At 55.2% G+C, this 21,388-nt stretch carries 24 protein-coding genes; all 24 read right to left on the reverse strand.

All coding sequences use genetic code 11. From position 1 onward, the window contains the following. Positions 1–2 precede the first annotated feature (2 nt). Positions 3–536 carry a 50S ribosomal protein L6 gene (gene rplF / locus AABM55_RS26230; protein WP_007896774.1) on the reverse strand — a complete coding sequence of 178 codons (534 nt, stop codon included), beginning with the start codon at positions 534–536 and terminating at the stop codon, positions 3–5. A 12-nt stretch (positions 537–548) separates the two neighbouring features. Further along, a complete protein-coding gene (gene rpsH, locus AABM55_RS26235) occupies positions 549–941 on the reverse strand; it encodes a 30S ribosomal protein S8 (RefSeq protein ID WP_003186040.1) in 393 nt (130 codons plus the stop codon). Between the two features lie 208 nt (positions 942–1,149). Beyond that, entirely contained in the window at positions 1,150–1,455 is a 306-nt protein-coding gene (gene rpsN / locus AABM55_RS26240; RefSeq protein WP_003176414.1) for a 30S ribosomal protein S14, read from the reverse strand. A 13-nt stretch (positions 1,456–1,468) separates the two neighbouring features. Next, entirely contained in the window at positions 1,469–2,008 is a 540-nt protein-coding gene (gene rplE, locus AABM55_RS26245) for a 50S ribosomal protein L5 (protein ID WP_003210069.1), read from the reverse strand. 20 nt (positions 2,009–2,028) lie between these two features. After that, the gene (gene rplX / locus AABM55_RS26250; protein ID WP_007896770.1) at positions 2,029–2,343 is read right to left on the reverse strand and encodes a 50S ribosomal protein L24; all 315 of its coding nucleotides are present in this window, start codon (positions 2,341–2,343) and stop codon (positions 2,029–2,031) included. A gap of 11 nt (positions 2,344–2,354) precedes the next feature. After that, on the reverse strand, positions 2,355–2,723 hold the full coding sequence (gene rplN / locus AABM55_RS26255; protein ID WP_002555479.1) for a 50S ribosomal protein L14: 369 nt from the start codon (positions 2,721–2,723) through the stop codon (positions 2,355–2,357). Between the two features lie 23 nt (positions 2,724–2,746). Continuing rightward, positions 2,747–3,013 (reverse strand): 30S ribosomal protein S17, encoded by a 267-nt coding sequence (gene rpsQ, locus AABM55_RS26260; protein WP_003176419.1) that lies wholly within the window; start codon positions 3,011–3,013, stop codon positions 2,747–2,749. A gap of 2 nt (positions 3,014–3,015) precedes the next feature. Next, positions 3,016–3,207 carry a 50S ribosomal protein L29 gene (rpmC, locus tag AABM55_RS26265; protein WP_008030901.1) on the reverse strand — a complete coding sequence of 64 codons (192 nt, stop codon included), beginning with the start codon at positions 3,205–3,207 and terminating at the stop codon, positions 3,016–3,018. Beyond that, the gene (rplP, locus tag AABM55_RS26270; RefSeq protein WP_003186052.1) at positions 3,207–3,620 is read right to left on the reverse strand and encodes a 50S ribosomal protein L16; all 414 of its coding nucleotides are present in this window, start codon (positions 3,618–3,620) and stop codon (positions 3,207–3,209) included. The genes rpmC and rplP overlap by 1 nt, the downstream gene beginning before the upstream one ends. A gap of 12 nt (positions 3,621–3,632) precedes the next feature. Further along, the gene (gene rpsC / locus AABM55_RS26275) at positions 3,633–4,319 is read right to left on the reverse strand and encodes a 30S ribosomal protein S3 (RefSeq protein WP_003176422.1); all 687 of its coding nucleotides are present in this window, start codon (positions 4,317–4,319) and stop codon (positions 3,633–3,635) included. A 13-nt stretch (positions 4,320–4,332) separates the two neighbouring features. Continuing rightward, on the reverse strand, positions 4,333–4,665 hold the full coding sequence (gene rplV, locus AABM55_RS26280; RefSeq protein WP_003103908.1) for a 50S ribosomal protein L22: 333 nt from the start codon (positions 4,663–4,665) through the stop codon (positions 4,333–4,335). Positions 4,666–4,676: 11 nt separating this feature from the next. After that, positions 4,677–4,952, reverse strand: a complete 276-nt coding sequence (gene rpsS / locus AABM55_RS26285; RefSeq protein ID WP_002555486.1) for a 30S ribosomal protein S19 — start codon at positions 4,950–4,952, stop codon at positions 4,677–4,679. Positions 4,953–4,968: 16 nt separating this feature from the next. Further along, entirely contained in the window at positions 4,969–5,793 is an 825-nt protein-coding gene (gene rplB, locus AABM55_RS26290; RefSeq protein WP_003186055.1) for a 50S ribosomal protein L2, read from the reverse strand. Positions 5,794–5,807: 14 nt separating this feature from the next. Beyond that, positions 5,808–6,107, reverse strand: a complete 300-nt coding sequence (rplW, locus tag AABM55_RS26295; RefSeq protein ID WP_002555488.1) for a 50S ribosomal protein L23 — start codon at positions 6,105–6,107, stop codon at positions 5,808–5,810. Next, entirely contained in the window at positions 6,104–6,706 is a 603-nt protein-coding gene (gene rplD / locus AABM55_RS26300; protein ID WP_003186057.1) for a 50S ribosomal protein L4, read from the reverse strand. The genes rplW and rplD overlap by 4 nt, the downstream gene beginning before the upstream one ends. Before the next feature lie 12 nt (positions 6,707–6,718). Next, positions 6,719–7,354, reverse strand: a complete 636-nt coding sequence (gene rplC, locus AABM55_RS26305) for a 50S ribosomal protein L3 (RefSeq protein ID WP_003186059.1) — start codon at positions 7,352–7,354, stop codon at positions 6,719–6,721. A gap of 80 nt (positions 7,355–7,434) precedes the next feature. Next, positions 7,435–7,746 (reverse strand): 30S ribosomal protein S10, encoded by a 312-nt coding sequence (rpsJ, locus tag AABM55_RS26310; protein WP_003186070.1) that lies wholly within the window; start codon positions 7,744–7,746, stop codon positions 7,435–7,437. A gap of 157 nt (positions 7,747–7,903) precedes the next feature. Then, the gene (gene tuf, locus AABM55_RS26315; RefSeq protein WP_054594277.1) at positions 7,904–9,097 is read right to left on the reverse strand and encodes an elongation factor Tu; all 1,194 of its coding nucleotides are present in this window, start codon (positions 9,095–9,097) and stop codon (positions 7,904–7,906) included. A gap of 31 nt (positions 9,098–9,128) precedes the next feature. Further along, positions 9,129–11,234, reverse strand: a complete 2,106-nt coding sequence (gene fusA / locus AABM55_RS26320) for an elongation factor G (RefSeq protein ID WP_019693879.1) — start codon at positions 11,232–11,234, stop codon at positions 9,129–9,131. A 30-nt stretch (positions 11,235–11,264) separates the two neighbouring features. Next, positions 11,265–11,735 (reverse strand): 30S ribosomal protein S7, encoded by a 471-nt coding sequence (gene rpsG, locus AABM55_RS26325; protein WP_002555493.1) that lies wholly within the window; start codon positions 11,733–11,735, stop codon positions 11,265–11,267. Positions 11,736–11,853: 118 nt separating this feature from the next. After that, entirely contained in the window at positions 11,854–12,225 is a 372-nt protein-coding gene (rpsL, locus tag AABM55_RS26330) for a 30S ribosomal protein S12 (protein WP_002555494.1), read from the reverse strand. A gap of 216 nt (positions 12,226–12,441) precedes the next feature. Next, on the reverse strand, positions 12,442–16,641 hold the full coding sequence (gene rpoC / locus AABM55_RS26335) for a DNA-directed RNA polymerase subunit beta' (protein WP_054594278.1): 4,200 nt from the start codon (positions 16,639–16,641) through the stop codon (positions 12,442–12,444). Positions 16,642–16,704: 63 nt separating this feature from the next. Further along, positions 16,705–20,778, reverse strand: a complete 4,074-nt coding sequence (rpoB, locus tag AABM55_RS26340; RefSeq protein ID WP_054594279.1) for a DNA-directed RNA polymerase subunit beta — start codon at positions 20,776–20,778, stop codon at positions 16,705–16,707. A gap of 220 nt (positions 20,779–20,998) precedes the next feature. After that, complete coding sequence (gene rplL, locus AABM55_RS26345) at positions 20,999–21,364, reverse strand: 50S ribosomal protein L7/L12 (protein WP_003206098.1); 366 nt, start codon at positions 21,362–21,364, stop codon at positions 20,999–21,001. Between the last annotated feature and the right edge of the window lie 24 nt (positions 21,365–21,388).

Raw genomic sequence — 21,388 nt, forward strand, 5'->3', positions numbered from 1 at the left:
CCCTACTTCTTCTTGGCTTCTTTACGACGGACGACTTCGTCCGCGTAGCGCACACCTTTGCCTTTGTACGGCTCTGGTGGACGGAAGTCGCGGATCTCGGCGGCCACTTGACCTACCAGCTGCTTATCGATACCCCGGATCAGGATGTCGGTTTGGCTAGGAGTCTCAGCGGTGATGCCTTCCGGCAGTTCGTAATCCACTGGGTGCGAGAAGCCAAGAGCCAGGTTCAGCACTGTGCCTTTTGCTTGCGCTTTGTAACCAACACCGACCAGCTGGAGCTTGCGCTCGAAGCCTTGGCTTACGCCTTGGACCATGTTGTTTACCAACGCACGAGTGGTACCGGCCATTGCGCGAGTTTGTTGATCGCCATTGCGAGCAGCGAAACGCAGCTCACCAGCTTCTTCAACGATCTCAACGGACGAATGGATGTTCAGTTCAAGAGTACCCTTGGCACCCTTCACCGAAAGCTGTTGGCCTGCGAATTTTACTTCGACACCGGCTGGCAGCTTAACGGGGTTCTTAGCGACGCGAGACATGCTTATCCCCCCTTAGAACACAGTGCAAAGAACTTCGCCGCCGACACCGGCAGCGCGCGCAGCACGATCCGTCATCACACCTTTGTTGGTGGAGACGATAGACACACCGAGACCGCCACGAACTTTTGGCAGATCATCGACGGACTTGTACTGACGCAGGCCTGGACGGCTAACGCGCTTCACTTCCTCGATGACCGGACGGCCTTCGAAGTACTTCAGCTCGATGGACAGCAGTGGCTTGATTTCGCTGCTGATCTGATAACCCGCGATGTAACCTTCGTCCTTCAGGACTTTAGCTACAGCCACCTTCAACGTGGAAGACGGCATGCTTACGACGGACTTTTCAGCCATCTGGGCATTACGGATTCGAGTTAGCATGTCCGCTAACGGGTCCTGCATACTCATGGGCTAGACGCTCCTAATACAAAAAAATAAGCCTTGCGGCTACTACCTTCGCCGAGAAACTCCGCACGAAAAAAGCACGGGCTCAGGCGAGCCGGGTATTCTAGACACACCCCACAAATGAATCAAGCCCCAATAGGGGCTTGATTCAAGTTCAAGGTCGCCGGCGGTCAGGATCTTGCGATCCCGAGCGCCGAGACTTTGATAGTGCTTACCAGCTGGCTTTAACCAGACCAGGTACGTCACCACGCATTGCCGCTTCACGCAGTTTGTTACGGCCAAGGCCGAACTTGCGGTAAACGCCGTGTGGACGACCGGTCAGGCGGCAGCGGTTACGCATGCGCGAAGCGCTTGCATCACGTGGCTGCTTCTGCAGAGCTACTGTAGCTTCCCAACGCGCTTCTGGACTTGCGTTCAGATCAACGATGATAGCTTTCAGTGCTGCACGCTTCTTGGCGTACTTGGCAACCGTGAGCTGACGCTTCAGCTCGCGGTTTTTCATGCTCATCTTGGCCATTTTCCTACTCCAATCAGTTGCGGAACGGGAATTTGAAAGCACGCAGCAGTGCGCGACCTTCATCATCGTTCTTGGCAGTGGTGGTCAGGGTAATGTCCAGACCGCGGAGAGCATCGATCTTGTCGTAATCGATTTCCGGGAAAATGATCTGCTCTTTTACGCCCATGCTGTAGTTGCCACGACCATCGAAGGACTTGGCATTCAGGCCGCGGAAGTCGCGAACCCGAGGCAGGGAGATCGACAGCAGACGATCCAGGAACTCGTACATACGCTCACGGCGCAGGGTCACTTTGACGCCGATCGGCCAACCTTCACGGACTTTAAAGCCAGCGATGGATTTCCGAGCGTAGGTCACAACGACTTTCTGGCCGGTGATCTTTTCCAGGTCAGCAACAGCGTGCTCGATGACTTTTTTGTCGCCGATCGCTTCGCCCAGACCCATGTTCAGGGTGATTTTGGTAACGCGCGGAACTTCCATCACGTTCGAAAGCTTAAGTTCTTCCTTAAGTTTCGGTGCGATTTCCTTCCGGTAAATCTCTTTTAGTCGTGCCATGGTCTTCTACCTAGCAGTGTTCAAGCATCAACCGCTTTTTGGGTCGACTTGAAGACACGAATTTTCTTGCCGTCTTCTACTTTGAAACCAACGCGGTCAGCCTTGTTGGTTTCGCCGTTGAAAATGGCGACGTTGGAAGCGTGCAGTGGCGCTTCTTTTTCGACGATACCGCCTTGTACGCCCGACATCGGGTTAGGCTTGGTATGACGCTTAACCAGGTTCAGACCACCAACGACCAGACGGTCGTCAGCGAGAACCTTAAGCACCTTACCGCGCTTACCTTTGTCTTTGCCGGCGATCACGATGATCTCGTCGTCACGACGAATCTTTTGCATGTCGGATCTCCTTACAGCACTTCTGGGGCGAGCGAGACGATCTTCATGAACTTCTCAGTACGAAGTTCACGGGTCACTGGCCCAAAGATACGGGTGCCGATCGGCTCTTGCTTGTTGTTCAGAAGAACAGCAGCGTTGCCATCAAAGCGGATAATGGAGCCATCAGCACGACGTACGCCGTGACGAGTGCGGACTACAACAGCAGTCATCACTTGGCCTTTTTTCACTTTACCGCGAGGAATTGCTTCCTTGACGGTAACTTTGATGATGTCACCGATACCAGCGTAACGACGATGGGAGCCACCCAGCACCTTGATGCACATAACACGGCGAGCGCCGCTGTTATCGGCCACATCGAGCATGGATTGAGTCTGAATCATATAATTTCTCCGACCCCTAGTCCTTAGACTTCCACAGCGCGTTCGAGAACATCAACCAGTGCCCAAGACTTGGTCTTGGCCAAAGGACGAGTTTCACGAATAGTGACTTTGTCGCCGATGTGGCACTGATTGGTTTCGTCGTGCGCGTGCAGCTTAGTCGAACGCTTAACGTATTTACCGTAGATCGGGTGCTTTACGCGACGCTCGATCAGAACGGTGATGGTCTTGTCCATTTTGTCGCTGACAACACGGCCAGTCAGCGTACGGACGGTTTTTTCGGCTTCAGCCATGATTACTTACCTGCCTGCTGTTTGAGCACAGTCTTCACGCGAGCGATGTCACGCTTAACTTGCCGGAGCAGGTGAGACTGCCCCAACTGGCCAGTTGCTTTCTGCATACGCAGATTGAACTGGTCGCGCAACAGGCCGAGCAGTTGCTCGTTTAGCTGTGGCGCGTCTTTTTCACGAAGTTCATTCGCTTTCATCACATCACCGTCCGTTTAACAAAGGAGGTGGCGAGCGGCAGCTTTGCAGCAGCCAGGGCGAAAGCCTCACGCGCCAGCTCTTCAGAAACGCCCTCGATTTCATACAGGACTTTGCCTGGCTGAATCTGGGCAACCCAGTACTCCACGTTACCCTTACCTTTACCCATCCGAACTTCGAGTGGCTTCTTGGTGACAGGCTTGTCCGGGAATACACGGATCCAGATCTTGCCGCCACGTTTTACGTGACGGGTCAGAGCACGACGCGCTGACTCGATCTGACGAGCGGTGAGACGACCACGAGCAACAGACTTCAGCGCGAACTCGCCGAAGCTGACTTTGCTACCGCGCAATGCCAGACCACGGTTGTGGCCAGTCATCTGCTTGCGGAACTTCGTACGCTTTGGTTGCAACATTTGGCGTACCCCTTACTTAGCAGCTTTTTTACGAGGCGCTGGTGCTTGTGGTTTCAGCTCTTCTTGGCGACCACCAATTACTTCGCCTTTGAAGATCCAAACCTTTACACCGATCACACCGTAGGTGGTGTGAGCTTCGTAGTTGGCATAGTCGATGTCGGCACGCAGGGTGTGCAGTGGCACACGACCTTCGCGATACCATTCAGTACGTGCGATTTCAGCACCGCCGAGACGACCGCTCACTTGGATTTTGATGCCTTTGGCACCAATGCGCATGGCGTTCTGAACAGCGCGCTTCATAGCGCGACGGAACATTACGCGACGCTCCAGCTGCTGAGCTACGCTCTGCGCAACCAGCATACCGTCGAGTTCCGGCTTGCGGATCTCTTCGATATTGATGTGCACAGGCACACCCATTTGCTTGGTCAGGTCCTGACGCAGTTTCTCAACATCTTCACCTTTCTTCCCGATAACAATACCTGGACGAGCGGTGTGGATGGTGATACGTGCAGTTTGGGCCGGACGATGGATATCGATACGGCTTACGGACGCGCTTTTTAGTTTGTCTTGGAGATACTCACGCACCTTCAGATCAGCGAACAAATAGTCCGCATAAGTCCGACCGTCTGCGTACCAGACGGAGGTGTGCTCCTTGACGATTCCCAGGCGAATGCCAATGGGATGTACTTTCTGACCCATCTCTTCGACTCCGTTACTTGTCAGCAACCTTGACAGTGATATGGCAAGACCGCTTGACGATGCGATCAGCACGGCCTTTGGCACGTGGCATGATGCGCTTCAGCGAACGCCCTTCGTTGACGAAAACGGTGCTGACTTTAAGGTCATCAACGTCTGCGCCTTCGTTATGCTCGGCGTTGGCTACGGCCGACTCCAGCACTTTCTTCATGATCTCGGCGGCTTTCTTACTGCTGAAAGCCAACAGGTTGAGCGCTTCGCCCACCTTCTTCCCGCGGATCTGGTCGGCGACCAAGCGGGCTTTCTGGGCGGAGATTCGAGCGCCCGACAACTTAGCGGCTACTTCCATTTCCTAACCCCTTAACGCTTGGCTTTCTTGTCAGCCACGTGCCCACGATATGTGCGGGTACCGGCGAACTCGCCCAGTTTGTGGCCGACCATGTCTTCGTTAACGAGAACTGGGACATGTTGACGACCGTTGTGTACTGCGATGGTCAGACCGACCATTTGTGGCAGGATCATGGAACGGCGCGACCAGGTCTTAACTGGTTTGCGATCGTTCTTTTCCGCCGCCACTTCGATCTTCTTCAGTAGGTGAAGATCGATAAAAGGACCTTTTTTCAGAGAACGTGGCACTGTCGTATCCCTCTATTTACTTGCGACGACGGACGATCATTTTGTCGGTACGCTTATTACCACGAGTCTTCGCGCCCTTAGTCGGGAAGCCCCATGGCGATACCGGATGACGACCACCAGAGGTACGACCTTCACCACCACCATGTGGGTGGTCAACCGGGTTCATGGCAACACCACGAACGGTTGGGCGAACGCCACGCCAGCGTTTGGCACCAGCTTTACCCAGCGAACGCAGGCTGTGCTCGGAGTTCGAGACTTCGCCCAGGGTCGCACGGCATTCAGCCAGCACTTTACGCATCTCACCAGAACGCAGACGCAGGGTCACGTAGACACCTTCACGAGCGATCAGCTGAGCCGAAGCACCAGCGGAACGAGCGATTTGCGCGCCTTTACCTGGCTTCAATTCGATGCCGTGTACGGTGCTACCAACTGGAATGTTACGCAGTTGCAGAGCGTTGCCCGGCTTGATCGGTGCCAGAGCACCTGCGATCAGCTGGTCGCCAGCGCTCACGCCTTTAGGGGCGATGATGTAGCGACGCTCGCCATCTGCGTACAGCAGCAGAGCGATGTGAGCAGTACGGTTTGGATCGTATTCGATACGCTCGACAGTGGCAGCGATGCCATCTTTGTCGTTACGACGGAAGTCGACCAGACGATAATGCTGCTTATGACCACCACCGATGTGACGAGTGGTAATACGGCCATTGTTGTTACGACCACCAGACTTCGATTTTTTCTCGAGCAGCGGTGCGTGAGGAGCGCCTTTATGCAGCTCCTGGTTGACCACCTTGACCACAAAACGGCGGCCAGGGGAAGTCGGTTTGCATTTAACGATTGCCATGATGCACCCCTTCCTTACTCAGCACTGCTGCTGAAATCGAGATCTTGGCCTGGCTGAAGGGAGATAACTGCCTTCTTCCAGTCATTACGCTTGCCCAGACCGCGAGCAGTGCGCTTGCTCTTACCCAGAACATTCAGGGTAGTAACACGCTCTACTTTCACGCTGAACAGGCTTTCGACGGCCTTCTTGATTTCCAGCTTGGTTGCGTCTGTAGCAACCTTGAAAACGAACTGGCCTTTCTTGTCTGCCAGAACCGTAGCCTTCTCGGAAACGTGCGGGCCAAGCAGAACTTTAAATACGCGTTCCTGGTTCATCCCAGCAGCTCCTCGAATTTCTTCACGGCCGACACGGTGATCAACACCTTGTCGTATGCGATCAGACTAACTGGATCGGAACCTTGCACGTCACGTACATCAACGTGTGGCAGGTTACGAGCAGCCAGGTACAGGTTCTGATCAACAGCATCGGACACGATCAGGACATCAGTCAGACCCATGCCATTCAGCTTGTTCAGCAGATCTTTGGTTTTCGGTGCTTCAACAGCGAAGTCCTGAACCACGACCAGACGATCAGTACGCACCAGCTCAGCAAGAATGGAACGCATTGCTGCGCGATACATCTTCTTGTTCAGCTTTTGGGAGTGATCCTGTGGACGAGCTGCGAAAGTGGTACCGCCGCCGCGCCAGATTGGGCTACGGATAGTACCAGCACGAGCACGGCCAGTACCTTTCTGACGCCATGGGCGCTTACCGCCACCAGAAACGTCGGAACGGGTCTTTTGCTGCTTGCTACCTTGACGGCCGCCAGCCATGTAGGCCACGACTGCTTGGTGAACCAGCGTCTCGTTGAACTCGCCGCCAAATGTCAGTTCGGAAACTTCGATCGCTTGAGCGTCATTTACATTTAATTGCATGTCAGCTTCCCCTTAACCGCGAGCCTTGGCTGCTGGACGTACAACCAGGTTGCCGCCAGTAGCGCCAGGAACAGCGCCCTTGACCAACAACAGATTGCGTTCAGCGTCCACGCGCACTACTTCCAGGGACTGCACGGTCACGCGCTCAGCGCCCATATGACCGGACATTTTTTTGCCCTTGAATACACGACCAGGAGTCTGGCACTGGCCGATAGAGCCTGGGACGCGGTGGGATACGGAGTTACCGTGGGTGTTATCTTGCCCGCGGAAATTCCAACGCTTGATCGTACCCTGGAAGCCTTTACCCTTGGACTGACCGGTTACATCAACCAGTTGACCAGCGGCGAAGATTTCAGCGTTGATCAGATCGCCGGCCTGGTACTCGCCTTCTTCAAGGCGGAATTCCATTACGGTACGACCAGCGGCAACGTTCGCTTTAGCGAAGTGGCCAGCCTGAGCAGCTGTTACACGCGAAGCACGACGCTCGCCGACAGTGACTTGCACTGCACGATAGCCATCGGTCTCTTCAGTTTTGAACTGGGTGACGCGATTCGGCTCGATCTCAATGACCGTGACCGGAATGGAGACACCTTCTTCGGTGAAAATACGGGTCATACCGCATTTACGACCGACTACACCAATAGTCATGTTGTAAACCTCATGAGTGTACGGGGCTTTCACCCGCTATGGCCGCCCATTTCAGAGCGTTACACGACTAAGACCGAGTCTTAGCCGAGGCTGATCTGCACTTCCACACCGGCCGCAAGATCAAGCTTCATAAGTGCATCAACGGTTTTATCCGTTGGCTGGACGATGTCCAGAACGCGCTTATGAGTACGGATCTCGTACTGGTCACGCGCGTCTTTGTTGACGTGCGGGGAGACCAGAACGGTGAACCGCTCTTTACGGGTAGGCAGTGGAATTGGACCACGCACTTGAGCACCAGTACGTTTCGCGGTTTCCACGATTTCCTGGGTGGATTGGTCGATCAGGCGATGGTCAAAAGCCTTCAACCTGATACGGATTTGCTGATTTTGCATTGGATTTCAGACTCCGGCTGCTATTCCCAGCGGGCGCAATACGCCCGTTAAAAGGAGGCGCAATTCTATAGACGCCCCAGATAGGTGTCAACCCAATAAAAAAGCCCCCGCTGAGCGGGGGCTTTTTCAAAGCATCGAAGCTAACTCAACGAAGAGCTTACTCGATGATTTTGGCTACGACGCCAGCGCCGACGGTACGACCGCCTTCACGGATAGCGAAACGCAGGCCATCTTCCATTGCGATGGTTTTGATCAGGGTAACAGTCATCTGAATGTTGTCACCTGGCATTACCATTTCAACGCCTTCTGGCAGCTCGCAGTTACCAGTCACGTCAGTAGTACGGAAGTAGAACTGTGGACGGTAGCCTTTGAAGAACGGAGTGTGACGACCGCCTTCTTCCTTGCTCAGAACATAAACTTCTGCAGTGAACTTGGTGTGCGGCTTAACCGAACCTGGCTTAACCAGAACCTGGCCACGCTCAACGTCGTCACGCTTGGTGCCACGCAGCAGCACGCCGCAGTTCTCGCCAGCACGACCTTCGTCGAGCAGCTTGCGGAACATTTCAACACCGGTGCAGGTGGTGACGGTAGTGTCACGCAGACCAACGATTTCCAGTGGATCCTGAACGCGAACGATACCGCGCTCGATACGACCAGTCACAACAGTACCGCGACCCGAGATCGAGAATACGTCTTCGATTGGCATCAGGAACGGCTTGTCGATAGCACGCTCAGGCTCTGGGATGTAGCTGTCCAGAGTCTCAACCAGCTTCTTGACGGCAGTGGTGCCCATCTCGTTATCGTCCAGACCTTCCAGCGCCATACGGGCAGAGCCGATGATGATTGGAGTGTCGTCACCCGGGAAGTCGTAAGTGCTCAGCAGATCGCGCACTTCCATCTCAACCAGTTCCAGCAGCTCAGCGTCGTCTACCAGGTCAGCCTTGTTCAGGAAAACCACGATGTACGGAACGCCTACCTGACGGGACAGCAGGATGTGCTCACGGGTTTGTGGCATCGGACCATCAGCGGCCGAGCAAACCAGGATAGCGCCGTCCATTTGAGCAGCACCGGTGATCATGTTCTTCACGTAGTCAGCGTGACCTGGGCAGTCAACGTGAGCGTAGTGACGGATCTTCGAGTTGTACTCAACGTGTGCGGTGTTGATGGTGATACCGCGAGCTTTCTCTTCTGGTGCGCTGTCGATCTTGTCGAAGTCAACACGAGCCGAACCGAAAACTTCGGAGCAGACGCGAGTCAGAGCAGCAGTCAGAGTGGTTTTACCGTGGTCAACGTGACCGATGGTGCCAACGTTGACGTGCGGTAGGGAACGATCAAATTTTTCTTTAGCCACGACAATTAACTCCTAGCCTAAAGGGGCTGAATCAGCCTTGTTTTTTGGTTACAGTTTCGACGATATGCGACGGAGCTGTATTGTATTTTTTGAATTCCATAGAGTAGCTTGCGCGACCCTGAGACATGGAACGGACGTCGGTCGCATAACCGAACATCTCACCCAACGGAACTTCAGCACGAATTACTTTGCCGGAGACCGTGTCTTCCATACCCAAGATCATGCCGCGACGACGGTTAAGGTCGCCCATCACGTCACCCATATAGTCTTCAGGCGTAACAACCTCTACCGCCATGATCGGCTCAAGCAATTCACCACCGCCCTTCTGGGCCAGTTGCTTGGTCGCCATGGAAGCAGCCACCTTAAACGCCATCTCGTTGGAGTCGACGTCGTGGTAGGAACCATCAAACACGGTAGCCTTCAGGCCGATCAGCGGATAGCCGGCAACAACGCCGTTCTTCATCTGCTCTTCGATGCCCTTCTGGATAGCCGGGATGTATTCCTTAGGAACCACACCACCCACTACTTCGTTCAGGAATTGCAGACCTTCCTGACCTTCGTCAGCAGGAGCAAAACGGATCCAGCAATGACCGAACTGGCCACGACCGCCGGACTGACGAACGAACTTGCCTTCGATTTCGCAGCTCTTCGTGATGCGCTCACGATAGGAAACCTGAGGCTTACCAATGTTGGCTTCGACGTTGAACTCACGGCGCATCCGGTCAACCAGGATGTCCAGGTGCAGCTCGCCCATGCCGGAGATGATCGTTTGACCAGTCTCTTCATCGGTTTTAACGCGGAAAGACGGGTCTTCCTGAGCCAGTTTGCCCAGAGCGATACCCATTTTTTCCTGGTCATCCTTGGTCTTAGGCTCAACGGCAACCGAAATAACCGGCTCCGGGAAGTCCATGCGAACCAGGATGATTGGCTTGTCAGCGTTGCACAAGGTTTCACCAGTGGTGACGTCCTTCATGCCGATCAAGGCCGCGATGTCGCCAGCGCGTACTTCCTTGATTTCTTCACGGGCGTTTGCGTGCATTTGCACCATACGACCCACGCGCTCTTTCTTGCCTTTAACCGAGTTGATCACGCCGTCGCCGGAAGCCAACACGCCCGAGTAAACACGGACGAAGGTCAAGGTACCCACAAATGGGTCGGTAGCGATCTTGAACGCCAGAGCCGAGAACGGCTCGTCGTCGCTCGCATGACGCTCCATCTGCTTTTCCTCGTCATCCGGGTCAGTACCCTTGATGGCAGGAATATCGGTAGGAGCAGGCAGGTAGTCGATAACGGCGTCGAGAACCAGGGGAACACCCTTGTTCTTGAAGGAAGAACCGCAAACAGCCAGAACGATCTCACCAGCGATAGTACGCTGACGCAGAGCGGCCTTGATTTCCTCGATGGAGAGCTCTTCCCCTTCGAGGTACTTGTTCATCAGCTCTTCGCTGGCTTCAGCCGCAGCTTCAACCATGTTGCTACGCCACTCTTCAGCCAGCTCCTGCAGTTCAGCAGGGATAGCTTCGCGACGAGGCGTCATGCCCTTGTCAGCATCATTCCAGTAAACCGCTTCCATGGTCATCAGATCGATCTGACCCTGGAAGTTGTCTTCGGAACCGATAGCCAACTGGATTGGCACTGGAGTGTGACCCAGACGCTGTTTGATCTGAGCGATCACGCGCAGGAAGTTCGCACCAGCACGGTCCATCTTGTTCACGTAAACGATACGTGGAACACCGTACTTGTTGGCTTGACGCCATACGGTTTCGGACTGAGGCTCAACACCCGAAGTACCACAGAACACAACGACCGCGCCGTCGAGTACACGCAGGGAACGCTCAACTTCAATGGTGAAGTCTACGTGGCCCGGGGTGTCAATGACGTTGAAACGGTATTGGTCCTTGTGCTGCTTCGCAGAACCCTGCCAGAAGGCGGTGATAGCAGCAGAAGTAATGGTAATACCACGCTCCTGCTCCTGCACCATCCAGTCCGTGGTCGCGGCGCCGTCATGCACCTCGCCCATCTTGTGACTTTTGCCGGTGTAAAAAAGGACGCGCTCAGTGGTAGTGGTTTTACCAGCATCCACGTGAGCAACGATACCGATGTTACGGTAGCGGCTAATCGGAGTAGTACGAGCCATAAAGCCCTCGCAAAATTAGTGAAGCTAAAATTAGAAGCGGTAGTGCGAGAAAGCTTTGTTAGCTTCAGCCATACGGTGCACGTCTTCACGCTTCTTAACAGCAGCACCTTTACCTTCAGCAGCGTCCAACAGTTCGCCAGCCAAACGCAGAGCCATAGACTTCTCGCCACGCTTACGGGCGAAGTCTACCAACCAGCGCATTGCCAGAGCGTTACGACGGGACGGACGAACTTCGACCGGAACCTGGTAAGTAGCACCGCCTACACGGCGCGACTTCACTTCGACCAGCGGAGCGATGGCGTCGAGAGCTTTCTCGAAGATTTCCAGGGGATCGCTGTTCTTGCGTTCTTTAACCTTTTCCAGCGCGCCATAAACGATACGCTCGGCAACGGCTTTCTTGCCGCTTTCCATCACGTGGTTCATGAACTTGGCCAGGATTTGGCTTCCGTATTTTGGATCGTCAAGCACTTCGCGCTTGGCTGCTACGCGTCTTCTTGGCATGGATAAGCCCTCAAACGGTCTTCAGGTTCGCTCGGAATCGGTGCCCTTTCGGGACGCCTCCGACCTTACTCTTATCGACTCAGAAAATAGATAATTCAGTGTTTACAAAAAGCCGCTACTACTTAGGCTTCTTGGTACCGTACTTCGAACGACCCTGGTTACGACCTTTAACGCCGGAAGTATCCAAAGAACCGCGTACGGTGTGGTAACGAACACCTGGCAAGTCTTTTACACGACCGCCGCGGATCAGTACCACGCTGTGCTCTTGCAGGTTGTGGCCTTCACCGCCGATGTACGAGGAAACCTCGAAACCGTTGGTCAGACGCACACGGCATACTTTACGCAGTGCCGAGTTAGGTTTTTTCGGCGTGGTGGTATACACACGGGTGCATACGCCACGACGTTGCGGGCAGTTCTGCAGCGCAGGCACGTCGGATTTCTCGACGATACGCTTACGCGGCTGACGTACCAGCTGGTTGATAGTTGCCATCTACTAGCTCCACTGTTGTCTTGCGACGCTATTGTCTTGCAAGAAAAGCAAAATGGCAGGAACGAATTCCCGCCAAATTTAGGGGTACAAGAGTCTAAAGAGGATCTTGTCCCCAGTCAAGGCAAGGCCCCGACCTCCCCGCTCATCCAACCTCGACAAATTGTCTCGATTCGATGAACGGGGGCGCCAGGGCCCCACTCTCATTTATCGCAGAACTCAGTTACCGCTCGAGTTCAGCGCTTCGGTCAGTGCAGCTTCCACTTCACTGGCGCTTACGCGCAACGGTTTGTCAGCATCACGGCGGCGTTTGCGCTCGCTGTGATAAGCCAGACCGGTACCTGCCGGGATCAAACGACCCACGACCACGTTTTCTTTCAGGCCGCGCAGGTAATCGCGCTTGCCGGTTACCGCCGCTTCGGTCAGTACACGAGTGGTCTCTTGGAAAGAGGCCGCCGAGATGAACGATTCGGTGGACAACGACGCCTTGGTGATACCCAGCAGAACGCGAGTGAACTTGGAGACGAACTTGTCGTCTGCAGCCAAACGCTCGTTCTCTACCAGTACGTGAGTCAATTCCATCTGGTCGCCCTTGATGAAAGTGGAATCGCCAGATTCAGCGATTTCAACTTTACGCAGCATCTGACGCAGGATGGTCTCGATGTGCTTATCGTTGATCTTCACGCCTTGCAGACGGTAAACGTCCTGGATCTCGTTAACAATGTACTTGGCCAGCGCACTCACACCCAGCAGACGCAGGATGTCGTGTGGATCGCTCGGGCCGTCGGAGATAACTTCGCCGCGGTTTACCTGTTCGCCTTCGAAGACGTTCAGGTGACGCCACTTCGGAATCAGCTCTTCATACGGATCGCTACCGTCGTTCGGGGTAATGACCAGACGGCGCTTGCCTTTGGTCTCTTTACCGAACGCGATGGTGCCGCTGACTTCAGCCAGAATCGAGGCTTCTTTCGGACGACGGGCTTCGAACAAGTCGGCAACACGCGGCAGACCACCGGTGATGTCACGGGTCTTCGAAGTCTCTTGCGGAATACGAGCGATAACATCACCGATCGCGATTTTCGCACCGTCCGCCACACCGACCAGGGCGTTGGCAGGCAGGAAGTACTGAGCGATTACGTCAGTACCCGGCAGCAACAGATCCTTGCCGTTGTCATCAACCATCTTCACAGCAGGACGGATATCTTTGCCGGCAGCTGGACGGTCTTTGGCATCGAGTACTTCAATGTTGGTCATACCGGTCAATTCGTCGGTCTGACGCTTGATCGTGATGCCTTCTTCCATGCCCACGTAGGTCACGGTACCTTTCATTTCGGTAACGATTGGGTGAGTGTGCGGATCCCACTTGGCCACGATTGCGCCAGCGTCGACCTTGTCACCTTCTTTAACCGAGATCACAGCACCGTACGGCAGCTTGTAACGCTCGCGCTCACGACCGTAGTCATCAGCGATTGCCAGCTCACCGGAACGGGACACAGCAACCAGGCAACCATCCACTCGCTCAACGTGTTTCAGGTTGTGCAGACGGACGGTACCGCCATTCTTCACCTGAACGCTATCGGCTGCAGAGGTCCGGCTTGCCGCACCACCGATGTGGAACGTACGCATTGTCAGCTGGGTACCCGGCTCACCGATCGACTGGGCAGCGATTACGCCGACAGCTTCACCGATGTTCACCTGGTGACCACGAGCCAGATCACGGCCGTAGCACTTGGCGCAAATACCATAACGGGTTTCGCAGCTGATCGGCGAACGTACGATCACTTCGTCGATGCTGTTCAGCTCGATGAATTCAACCCACTTCTCGTCTACCAGAGTGCCGGCAGGAACGATGATTTCCTCGGTACCCGGCTTGAATACGTCACGGGCGATAACACGACCCAATACGCGCTCACCCAACGGCTCTACAACGTCACCGCCTTCAATGTGCGGAGTCATCAGCAGACCGTGTTCGGTGCCGCAATCGATCTCGGTTACAACCAGATCCTGCGCCACGTCTACCAGACGACGAGTCAGGTAACCGGAGTTCGCAGTTTTCAACGCGGTATCCGCCAGACCTTTACGAGCACCGTGAGTGGAGATGAAGTACTGAAGTACGCTCAAACCTTCACGGAAGTTCGCAGTAATCGGCGTTTCGATGATGGAACCGTCCGGCTTGGCCATCAGGCCACGCATACCGGCGAGCTGACGGATCTGCGCAGCAGAACCCCGTGCACCCGAGTCGGCCATCATGTACATCGAGTTGAAGGACTCTTGCTCGACTTCGACGCCATGACGGTCGATGACTTTCTCTTTCGAGAGGTTGGCCATCATCGCCTTGGAAACTTCGTCGTTCGCCTTGGACCAAAGGTCGATCACTTTGTTGTACTTCTCGCCCTGGGTTACCAGGCCGGAGGCGTACTGACTTTCGATCTCTTTCACTTCGTCGGTGGCAGCACCGATGATGCGGGCTTTTTCATCCGGGATAACGAAGTCGTTAACACCGATGGAAACGCCGGAAATGGTCGAATAGGCAAAACCGGTGTACATCAACTGGTCAGCGAAGATCACGGTCTCTTTCAAACCAACCACGCGGTAGCACTGGTTGATCAGCTTGGAGATCGCCTTTTTCTTCATCGGCAGGTTGACGACGTCGTACGACAGACCTTTTGGCACAACCTGGAACAACAGCGCACGGCCGACAGTGGTGTCGACGATACGGGTGTTGGTCACGCTGCCGCCGTCACGGTCGTTGACGGTTTCGTTGATCCGCACTTTAACCTTGGCGTGCAGTGCGGCTTCGCCGGCACGGAACACACGGTCAACTTCTTGCAGATCCGCGAATACACGACCTTCGCCTTTGGCGTTGATCGCTTCACGAGTCATGTAGTACAGACCCAATACAACGTCCTGCGACGGAACGATGATTGGCTCACCGTTGGCTGGCGACAGAATGTTGTTGGTCGACATCATCAACGCGCGCGCTTCCAACTGGGCTTCCAGCGTCAGCGGTACGTGCACGGCCATTTGGTCGCCGTCGAAGTCGGCGTTGTACGCGGCGCAGACCAGCGGGTGCAGCTGGATAGCCTTACCTTCGATCAGAACCGGTTCAAATGCCTGGATACCCAGACGGTGAAGGGTCGGTGCACGGTTGAGAAGCACTGGGTGTTCGCGGATAACTTCAGCGAGAACGTCCCAAACTTCTGGCAGCTCGCGCTCAACCATCTTCTTGGCAGCTTTGATGGTGGTAGCGAGACCACGCATTTCCAGCTTGCCGAAAATGAACGGCTTGAACAGCTCGAGAGCCATTTTCTTCGGCAGACCGCACTGATGCAGACGCAGGGTCGGACCTACGGTAATTACCGAACGACCGGAGTAGTCAACACGCTTACCGAGCAAGTTCTGACGGAAACGACCTTGTTTACCCTTGATCATGTCAGCCAGGGATTTCAGAGGACGCTTGTTGGAACCGGTGATAGCGCGGCCACGACGACCGTTATCGAGCAAGGCGTCGACAGCTTCCTGCAACATACGCTTTTCGTTGCGCACGATGATGTCCGGAGCGGACAGATCAAGCAGGCGCTTCAAGCGGTTGTTACGGTTGATCACTCGACGATACAGGTCGTTGAGGTCGGAAGTCGCGAAACGACCGCCATCCAATGGGACCAGTGGACGCAGATCTGGCGGCAGAACCGGCAGAACGGTCAGCACCATCCACTCTGGCAAGTTGCCGGAACCCTGGAAGGCTTCCATCAACTTCAGACGCTTGGACAGCTTCTTGATTTTGGTTTCGGAGTTGGTTTGCGGAATTTCTTCACGCAGACGGCCAATCTCGTGCTCCAGATCGATAGCGTGCAGCAGTTCACGGACAGCTTCGGCACCCATGCGGGCATCGAAATCGTCGCCGAACTCTTCCAGCGCTTCGAAGTACTGCTCGTCGTTGAGCAGCTGACCTTTTTCAAGGGTGGTCATGCCTGGATCGATAACGACATAGCTCTCGAAGTAGAGAACGCGTTCGATATCACGCAGGGTCATGTCCATCAGCAAGCCGATACGCGACGGCAGCGATTTCAGGAACCAGATGTGGGCAACTGGCGAGGCCAGTTCGATGTGCGCCATGCGCTCACGACGAACTTTTGCCAGCGCGACTTCAACGCCGCACTTCTCGCAGATCACACCACGGTGCTTCAAGCGCTTGTACTTACCGCACAGGCACTCGTAATCCTTTACCGGGCCAAAGATCTTGGCGCAGAACAGGCCGTCACGCTCAGGTTTGAACGTACGGTAGTTGATGGTTTCCGGCTTTTTAACTTCGCCGAACGACCACGAACGGATCATCTCAGGCGATGCCAATCCGATACGGATGGCGTCGAACTCTTCGACTTGACCCTGGTTTTTCAGCAAATTCAGTAGGTCTTTCAAGGCCTTTCCTCCTGGCGGAGCAGAGAGCGGGCAATCCTGCCCCGCTCTCATTCGCGTCACGTGTTATTCGGTTTCCAGATCGATATCGATGCCGAGGGAACGAATTTCCTTGATCAACACGTTGAAGGACTCGGGCATGCCCGGCTCCATACGGTGATCGCCGTCCACGATGTTTTTGTACATCTTGGTCCGGCCGTTCACATCGTCCGACTTCACTGTGAGCATTTCTTGCAGAGTGTAAGCAGCACCGTATGCTTCCAGTGCCCAGACCTCCATCTCCCCGAAACGCTGACCACCGAACTGCGCCTTACCACCCAGCGGCTGCTGGGTAACCAGGCTGTACGAACCGGTAGAACGAGCGTGCATCTTGTCGTCTACCAAGTGGTTCAGCTTCAGCATGTACATGTAGCCAACGGTAACCGGGCGCTCGAACTTGTTGCCGGTACGGCCGTCAGTCAGCTGCATCTGGCCGCTTTCCGGCAGGTCTGCCAGTTTCAGCATGGCCTTGATTTCGCTTTCCTTGGCACCGTCGAACACCGGAGTGGCCATCGGTACGCCACCGCGCAGGTTCTTCGCCAGATCCAGGATTTCCTGGTCGGAGAAGGTGTCCAGCTCTTCGTTGCGGCCGCCGATCTCGTTGTAGATCTCGTGCAGGAACTTGCGAAGGTCAGCAACCTTGCGCTGCTCTTCGATCATACGGTTGATCTTCTCGCCCAGACCTTTGGCCGCGAGGCCCAGGTGGGTTTCAAGGATCTGACCAACGTTCATACGCGAAGGTACGCCCAACGGGTTGAGGACAACGTCGACCGGGGTGCCATTGGCATCGTGCGGCATGTCTTCAACCGGCATGATCACGGAGACCACACCCTTGTTACCGTGACGACCGGCCATCTTGTCACCCGGCTGGATGCGGCGACGGATTGCCAGGTAAACCTTGACGATTTTCAGCACGCCTGGAGCCAGGTCATCGCCCTGCTGCAGTTTGCGCTTCTTGTCTTCGAACTTGTCGTCCAGCAGACGGCGGCGATCAACGATGTAGGCCTGAGCCTTCTCGAGCTGCTCGTTCAGAGCATCTTCAGCCATGCGCAGTTTGAACCACTGGCCGTGCTCAAGACCGTCGAGAACTTCGTCGGTGATTTCCTGACCTTTCTTCAGACCGGCGCCGCCTTCGGCTTTATGGCCGACCAGAGCGGAGCGCAGACGTTCGAAAGTAGCGCCTTCAACGATACGGAACTCTTCGTTCAGGTCCTTGCGGATCTCGTCGAGTTGAGTCTTCTCGATCGACAGAGCACGAGCATCACGCTCTACGCCGTCACGGGTGAAGACCTGTACGTCGATGACAGTACCCTTGGTACCGGTAGGTACGCGCAGGGAAGTATCTTTAACGTCGCTGGCTTTTTCACCGAAGATCGCACGCAACAGCTTCTCTTCCGGAGTCAGTTGGGTCTCGCCTTTCGGAGTGACCTTACCAACCAGAATGTCGCCTGCGCCAACTTCAGCACCTACGTAAACGATACCAGCTTCGTCCAGCTTGTTCAGTGCAGCTTCACCCACGTTCGGGATGTCTGCAGTGATTTCCTCTGGCCCAAGCTTGGTGTCACGCGCCACACAGGTCAGTTCCTGGATGTGGATCGTGGTGAAGCGGTCTTCCTGGACCACACGCTCGGACAGGCAGATGGAGTCTTCGAAGTTGAAGCCGTTCCATGCCATGAACGCGATGCGCATGTTCTGACCCAGAGCCAGCTCACCCATGTCGGTGGACGGACCGTCAGCCATGATGTCGCTACGCTGAACCCGATCACCCTTGCTCACCAACGGACGCTGGTTGATGCAGGTGTTCTGGTTGGAGCGGGTGTATTTGGTCAGGTTGTAGATGTCGACACCAGCTTCGCCGGTTTCAACTTCATCATCAGCAACACGAACCACGATACGGCTGGCATCAACGGAATCGATCACGCCGCCACGACGAGCCACGACGCAAACGCCGGAGTCGCGAGCCACGTTACGCTCCATGCCGGTACCTACCAGCGGCTTGTCAGCGCGCAGGGTTGGTACAGCTTGACGCTGCATGTTCGAACCCATCAACGCACGGTTGGCGTCGTCGTGCTCGAGGAACGGGATCAGCGACGCAGCAACCGAAACTACCTGCTTCGGCGATACGTCCATCAAGGTGACGTCTTCCGGCGCCTTGACGGTGAACTCGTTCAAGTGACGAACAGCTACCAGCTCGTCGATCAGGACTTTCTTGTCGTTCATCGTGGCCGAAGCCTGAGCGATCACGTGATCAGCTTCTTCGATGGCGGACAGGAACACGATCTCGTCGGTGACCAGAGCGTCTTTCACCACACGGTACGGGCTTTCGAGGAAGCCGTACTGATTGGTGCGCGCATAGGCGGCCAGGGAGTTGATCAGACCGATGTTCGGACCTTCCGGTGTTTCAATCGGGCATACACGACCGTAGTGAGTCGGGTGTACGTCACGAACTTCAAAGCCGGCACGCTCACGCGTCAGACCGCCAGGGCCGAGTGCAGAGACACGACGCTTGTGGGTGATCTCGGACAGCGGGTTGTTCTGGTCCATGAACTGGGACAGCTGGCTCGAACCGAAGAACTCTTTCACCGCAGCAGCCACTGGCTTGGCGTTGATCAGGTCTTGCGGCATCAGGCCTTCGCTTTCAGCCATCGACAGACGCTCTTTGACCGCACGCTCAACACGTACCAAGCCAACGCGGAACTGGTTCTCGGCCATTTCGCCTACGCAGCGAACACGACGGTTACCCAGGTGGTCGATGTCATCGACGATGCCTTTACCGTTACGGATGTCGACCAGAGTCTTCAGTACCGCGACGATGTCTTCTTTGCACAACACGCCCGAACCTTCGATCTCGGTACGACCGATACGACGGTTGAACTTCATCCGGCCGACCGCAGACAGGTCATAGCGCTCAGGGCTGAAGAACAGGTTGTTGAACAGAGTCTCGGCAGCGTCTTTGGTTGGCGGCTCGCCAGGACGCATCATGCGATAGATCTCGACCAGCGCTTCCAATTGGTTGCTGGTGGAGTCGATCTTCAGCGTGTCGGAGACGAACGGACCGCAGTCGATATCGTTGGTGTACAGAGTCTCGATGCGAACGACCTGAGCCTTGGCGATTTTCGCCAGGATCTCGGTGTTCAGCTCGGTGTTGCACTCTGCCAGGATTTCGCCGGTTGCCGGATGCACGATGACCTTGGCGGTAGTGCGACCCAGGACGTAGTCCAGAGGCACTTGCAGCTCTTTGATCCCGGCCTTTTCCAGCTGGTTGATGTGGCGAGCGGTGATACGGCGACCTTGCTCGACAATAACCTTGCCTTTGTCATCCAGGATATCCAGGACAGCAATTTCACCACGCAGGCGCTGAGGCACCAGTTCCAGGCTGAGGTTTTCACCTTGCACGTGGAAGACGTTGGTGGTGTAGAACGCGTCCAGCACTTCTTCAGTGGTATAGCCGAGCGCGCGCAGCAGTACCGATGCAGGCAGCTTGCGACGACGGTCGATACGCACGAATACGCAGTCTTTCGGGTCGAACTCGAAGTCCAGCCACGAACCGCGGTAAGGAATGATCCGCGCGGAGTACAGCAGTTTGCCGGAGCTGTGCGTCTTGCCACGGTCGTGGTCGAAGAACACGCCCGGGGAACGGTGCAGCTGGGAAACGATTACACGCTCGGTACCGTTGATTACGAAGGTACCGTTCTCAGTCATCAGGGGGATTTCACCCATGTAGACTTCTTGCTCTTTAATGTCCTTGATCGCTTTGTTCGACGATTCTTTGTCGAAAATGATCAGGCGCACTTTTACCCGCAAAGGTACGGCGTAAGTCACACCGCGCAATACGCATTCTTTGACATCAAATGCCGGTTCGCCCAGGCGATAACCGACGTACTCCAGCGCAGCATTGCCGGAGTAGCTGATGATCGGGAAAACGGATTTGAAGGCCGCATGCAGGCCCACGTCGCGGAACTGATCTTTAGTCGCTCCCGCTTGCAAGAATTCACGATACGAATCCAGCTGGATGGCCAGGAGGTACGGCACATCCATGACGTCCGGCAACTTGCTAAAGTCCTTGCGGATACGTTTTTTCTCAGTATATGAGTAAGCCATCAGCGTTCCCCAGCTTGGTCACCTGCTTGTTTGGCCCCTCCCGACGGGAGCAGCCAGAAAATCGTGCAAACCCCATGGTTTGCGCCACCGCATCGGGTGGTTACAGCTCGTTATCAGCACCGACCCAGTCGGCTGCCAATAACGGAAAAAGGCCGGTGGCAAGAGCCACCAGCCATCAGCCTTTCGCTTAACGCTCGGGCTGGAGACGCAAAGTCGAAGCTTACTTCAGCTCGACTTTAGCGCCTGCTTCTTCCAGAACTGCTTTGGCTTTGTCAGCTGCGTCTTTGGCAACAGCTTCCAGAACCATGGCAGGAGCGCCGTCAACTACAGCCTTGGCTTCTTTCAGGCCCAGACCGGTCAGTTCACGTACAGCCTTGATCACGTTAACTTTCTTCTCGCCAGCTTCGGTCAGCATGACGTTGAATTCGGTTTGCTCTTCAGCAACGGCAGCAGCAACAGCTGGACCAGCCGATGCAGCAGCAGCGGTAACGCCGAATTTTTCTTCGAAAGCTTTGATCAGTTCAACAACTTCCATTACGGACATGTTGCCAACGGCTTCAAGGATATCGTTTTGAGAGATAGACATGACTCTAATTCCTGAATTGGGGGA

It is taken from the genome of Pseudomonas helvetica (assembly GCF_039908645.1).
GTDB classification, from domain to species: domain Bacteria; phylum Pseudomonadota; class Gammaproteobacteria; order Pseudomonadales; family Pseudomonadaceae; genus Aquipseudomonas; species Aquipseudomonas helvetica.

Bases quoted from the DNA above. Each gene is read 5' to 3' on its own strand.
- rplP (WP_003186052.1), bottom strand. From the start codon at position 3,620: ATGTTGCAACCAAAGCGTACGAAGTTCCGCAAGCAGATGACTGGCCAC.
- rplL (WP_003206098.1), bottom strand. From the start codon at position 21,364: ATGTCTATCTCTCAAAACGATATCCTTGAAGCCGTTGGCAACATGTCC.
- rplD (WP_003186057.1), bottom strand. From the start codon at position 6,706: ATGCAATTAAATGTAAATGACGCTCAAGCGATCGAAGTTTCCGAACTG.
- rplX (WP_007896770.1), bottom strand. From the start codon at position 2,343: ATGCAAAAGATTCGTCGTGACGACGAGATCATCGTGATCGCCGGCAAA.
- rpsL (WP_002555494.1), bottom strand. From the start codon at position 12,225: ATGGCAACTATCAACCAGCTGGTACGTCAGCCGCGTAAGCGTATCGTC.
- rpsN (WP_003176414.1), bottom strand. From the start codon at position 1,455: ATGGCCAAGATGAGCATGAAAAACCGCGAGCTGAAGCGTCAGCTCACG.
- rpoB (WP_054594279.1), bottom strand. From the start codon at position 20,778: ATGGCTTACTCATATACTGAGAAAAAACGTATCCGCAAGGACTTTAGC.
- rplE (WP_003210069.1), bottom strand. From the start codon at position 2,008: ATGGCACGACTAAAAGAGATTTACCGGAAGGAAATCGCACCGAAACTT.
- rplB (WP_003186055.1), bottom strand. From the start codon at position 5,793: ATGGCAATCGTTAAATGCAAACCGACTTCCCCTGGCCGCCGTTTTGTG.
- rpsH (WP_003186040.1), bottom strand. From the start codon at position 941: ATGAGTATGCAGGACCCGTTAGCGGACATGCTAACTCGAATCCGTAAT.
- rplC (WP_003186059.1), bottom strand. From the start codon at position 7,354: ATGACTATTGGTGTAGTCGGTCGTAAATGCGGTATGACCCGTATTTTC.
- rplN (WP_002555479.1), bottom strand. From the start codon at position 2,723: ATGATTCAGACTCAATCCATGCTCGATGTGGCCGATAACAGCGGCGCT.
- rpsQ (WP_003176419.1), bottom strand. From the start codon at position 3,013: ATGGCTGAAGCCGAAAAAACCGTCCGTACGCTGACTGGCCGTGTTGTC.
- rpmC (WP_008030901.1), bottom strand. From the start codon at position 3,207: ATGAAAGCGAATGAACTTCGTGAAAAAGACGCGCCACAGCTAAACGAG.
- rplF (WP_007896774.1), bottom strand. From the start codon at position 536: ATGTCTCGCGTCGCTAAGAACCCCGTTAAGCTGCCAGCCGGTGTCGAA.
- rplW (WP_002555488.1), bottom strand. From the start codon at position 6,107: ATGAACCAGGAACGCGTATTTAAAGTTCTGCTTGGCCCGCACGTTTCC.
- fusA (WP_019693879.1), bottom strand. From the start codon at position 11,234: ATGGCTCGTACTACTCCGATTAGCCGCTACCGTAACATCGGTATCGTT.
- rpsG (WP_002555493.1), bottom strand. From the start codon at position 11,735: ATGCCAAGAAGACGCGTAGCAGCCAAGCGCGAAGTGCTTGACGATCCA.
- rpsC (WP_003176422.1), bottom strand. From the start codon at position 4,319: ATGGGTCAGAAAGTACATCCCATTGGCATTCGCCTGGGAATCGTCAAG.
- rpsJ (WP_003186070.1), bottom strand. From the start codon at position 7,746: ATGCAAAATCAGCAAATCCGTATCAGGTTGAAGGCTTTTGACCATCGC.
- rplV (WP_003103908.1), bottom strand. From the start codon at position 4,665: ATGGAAGTAGCCGCTAAGTTGTCGGGCGCTCGAATCTCCGCCCAGAAA.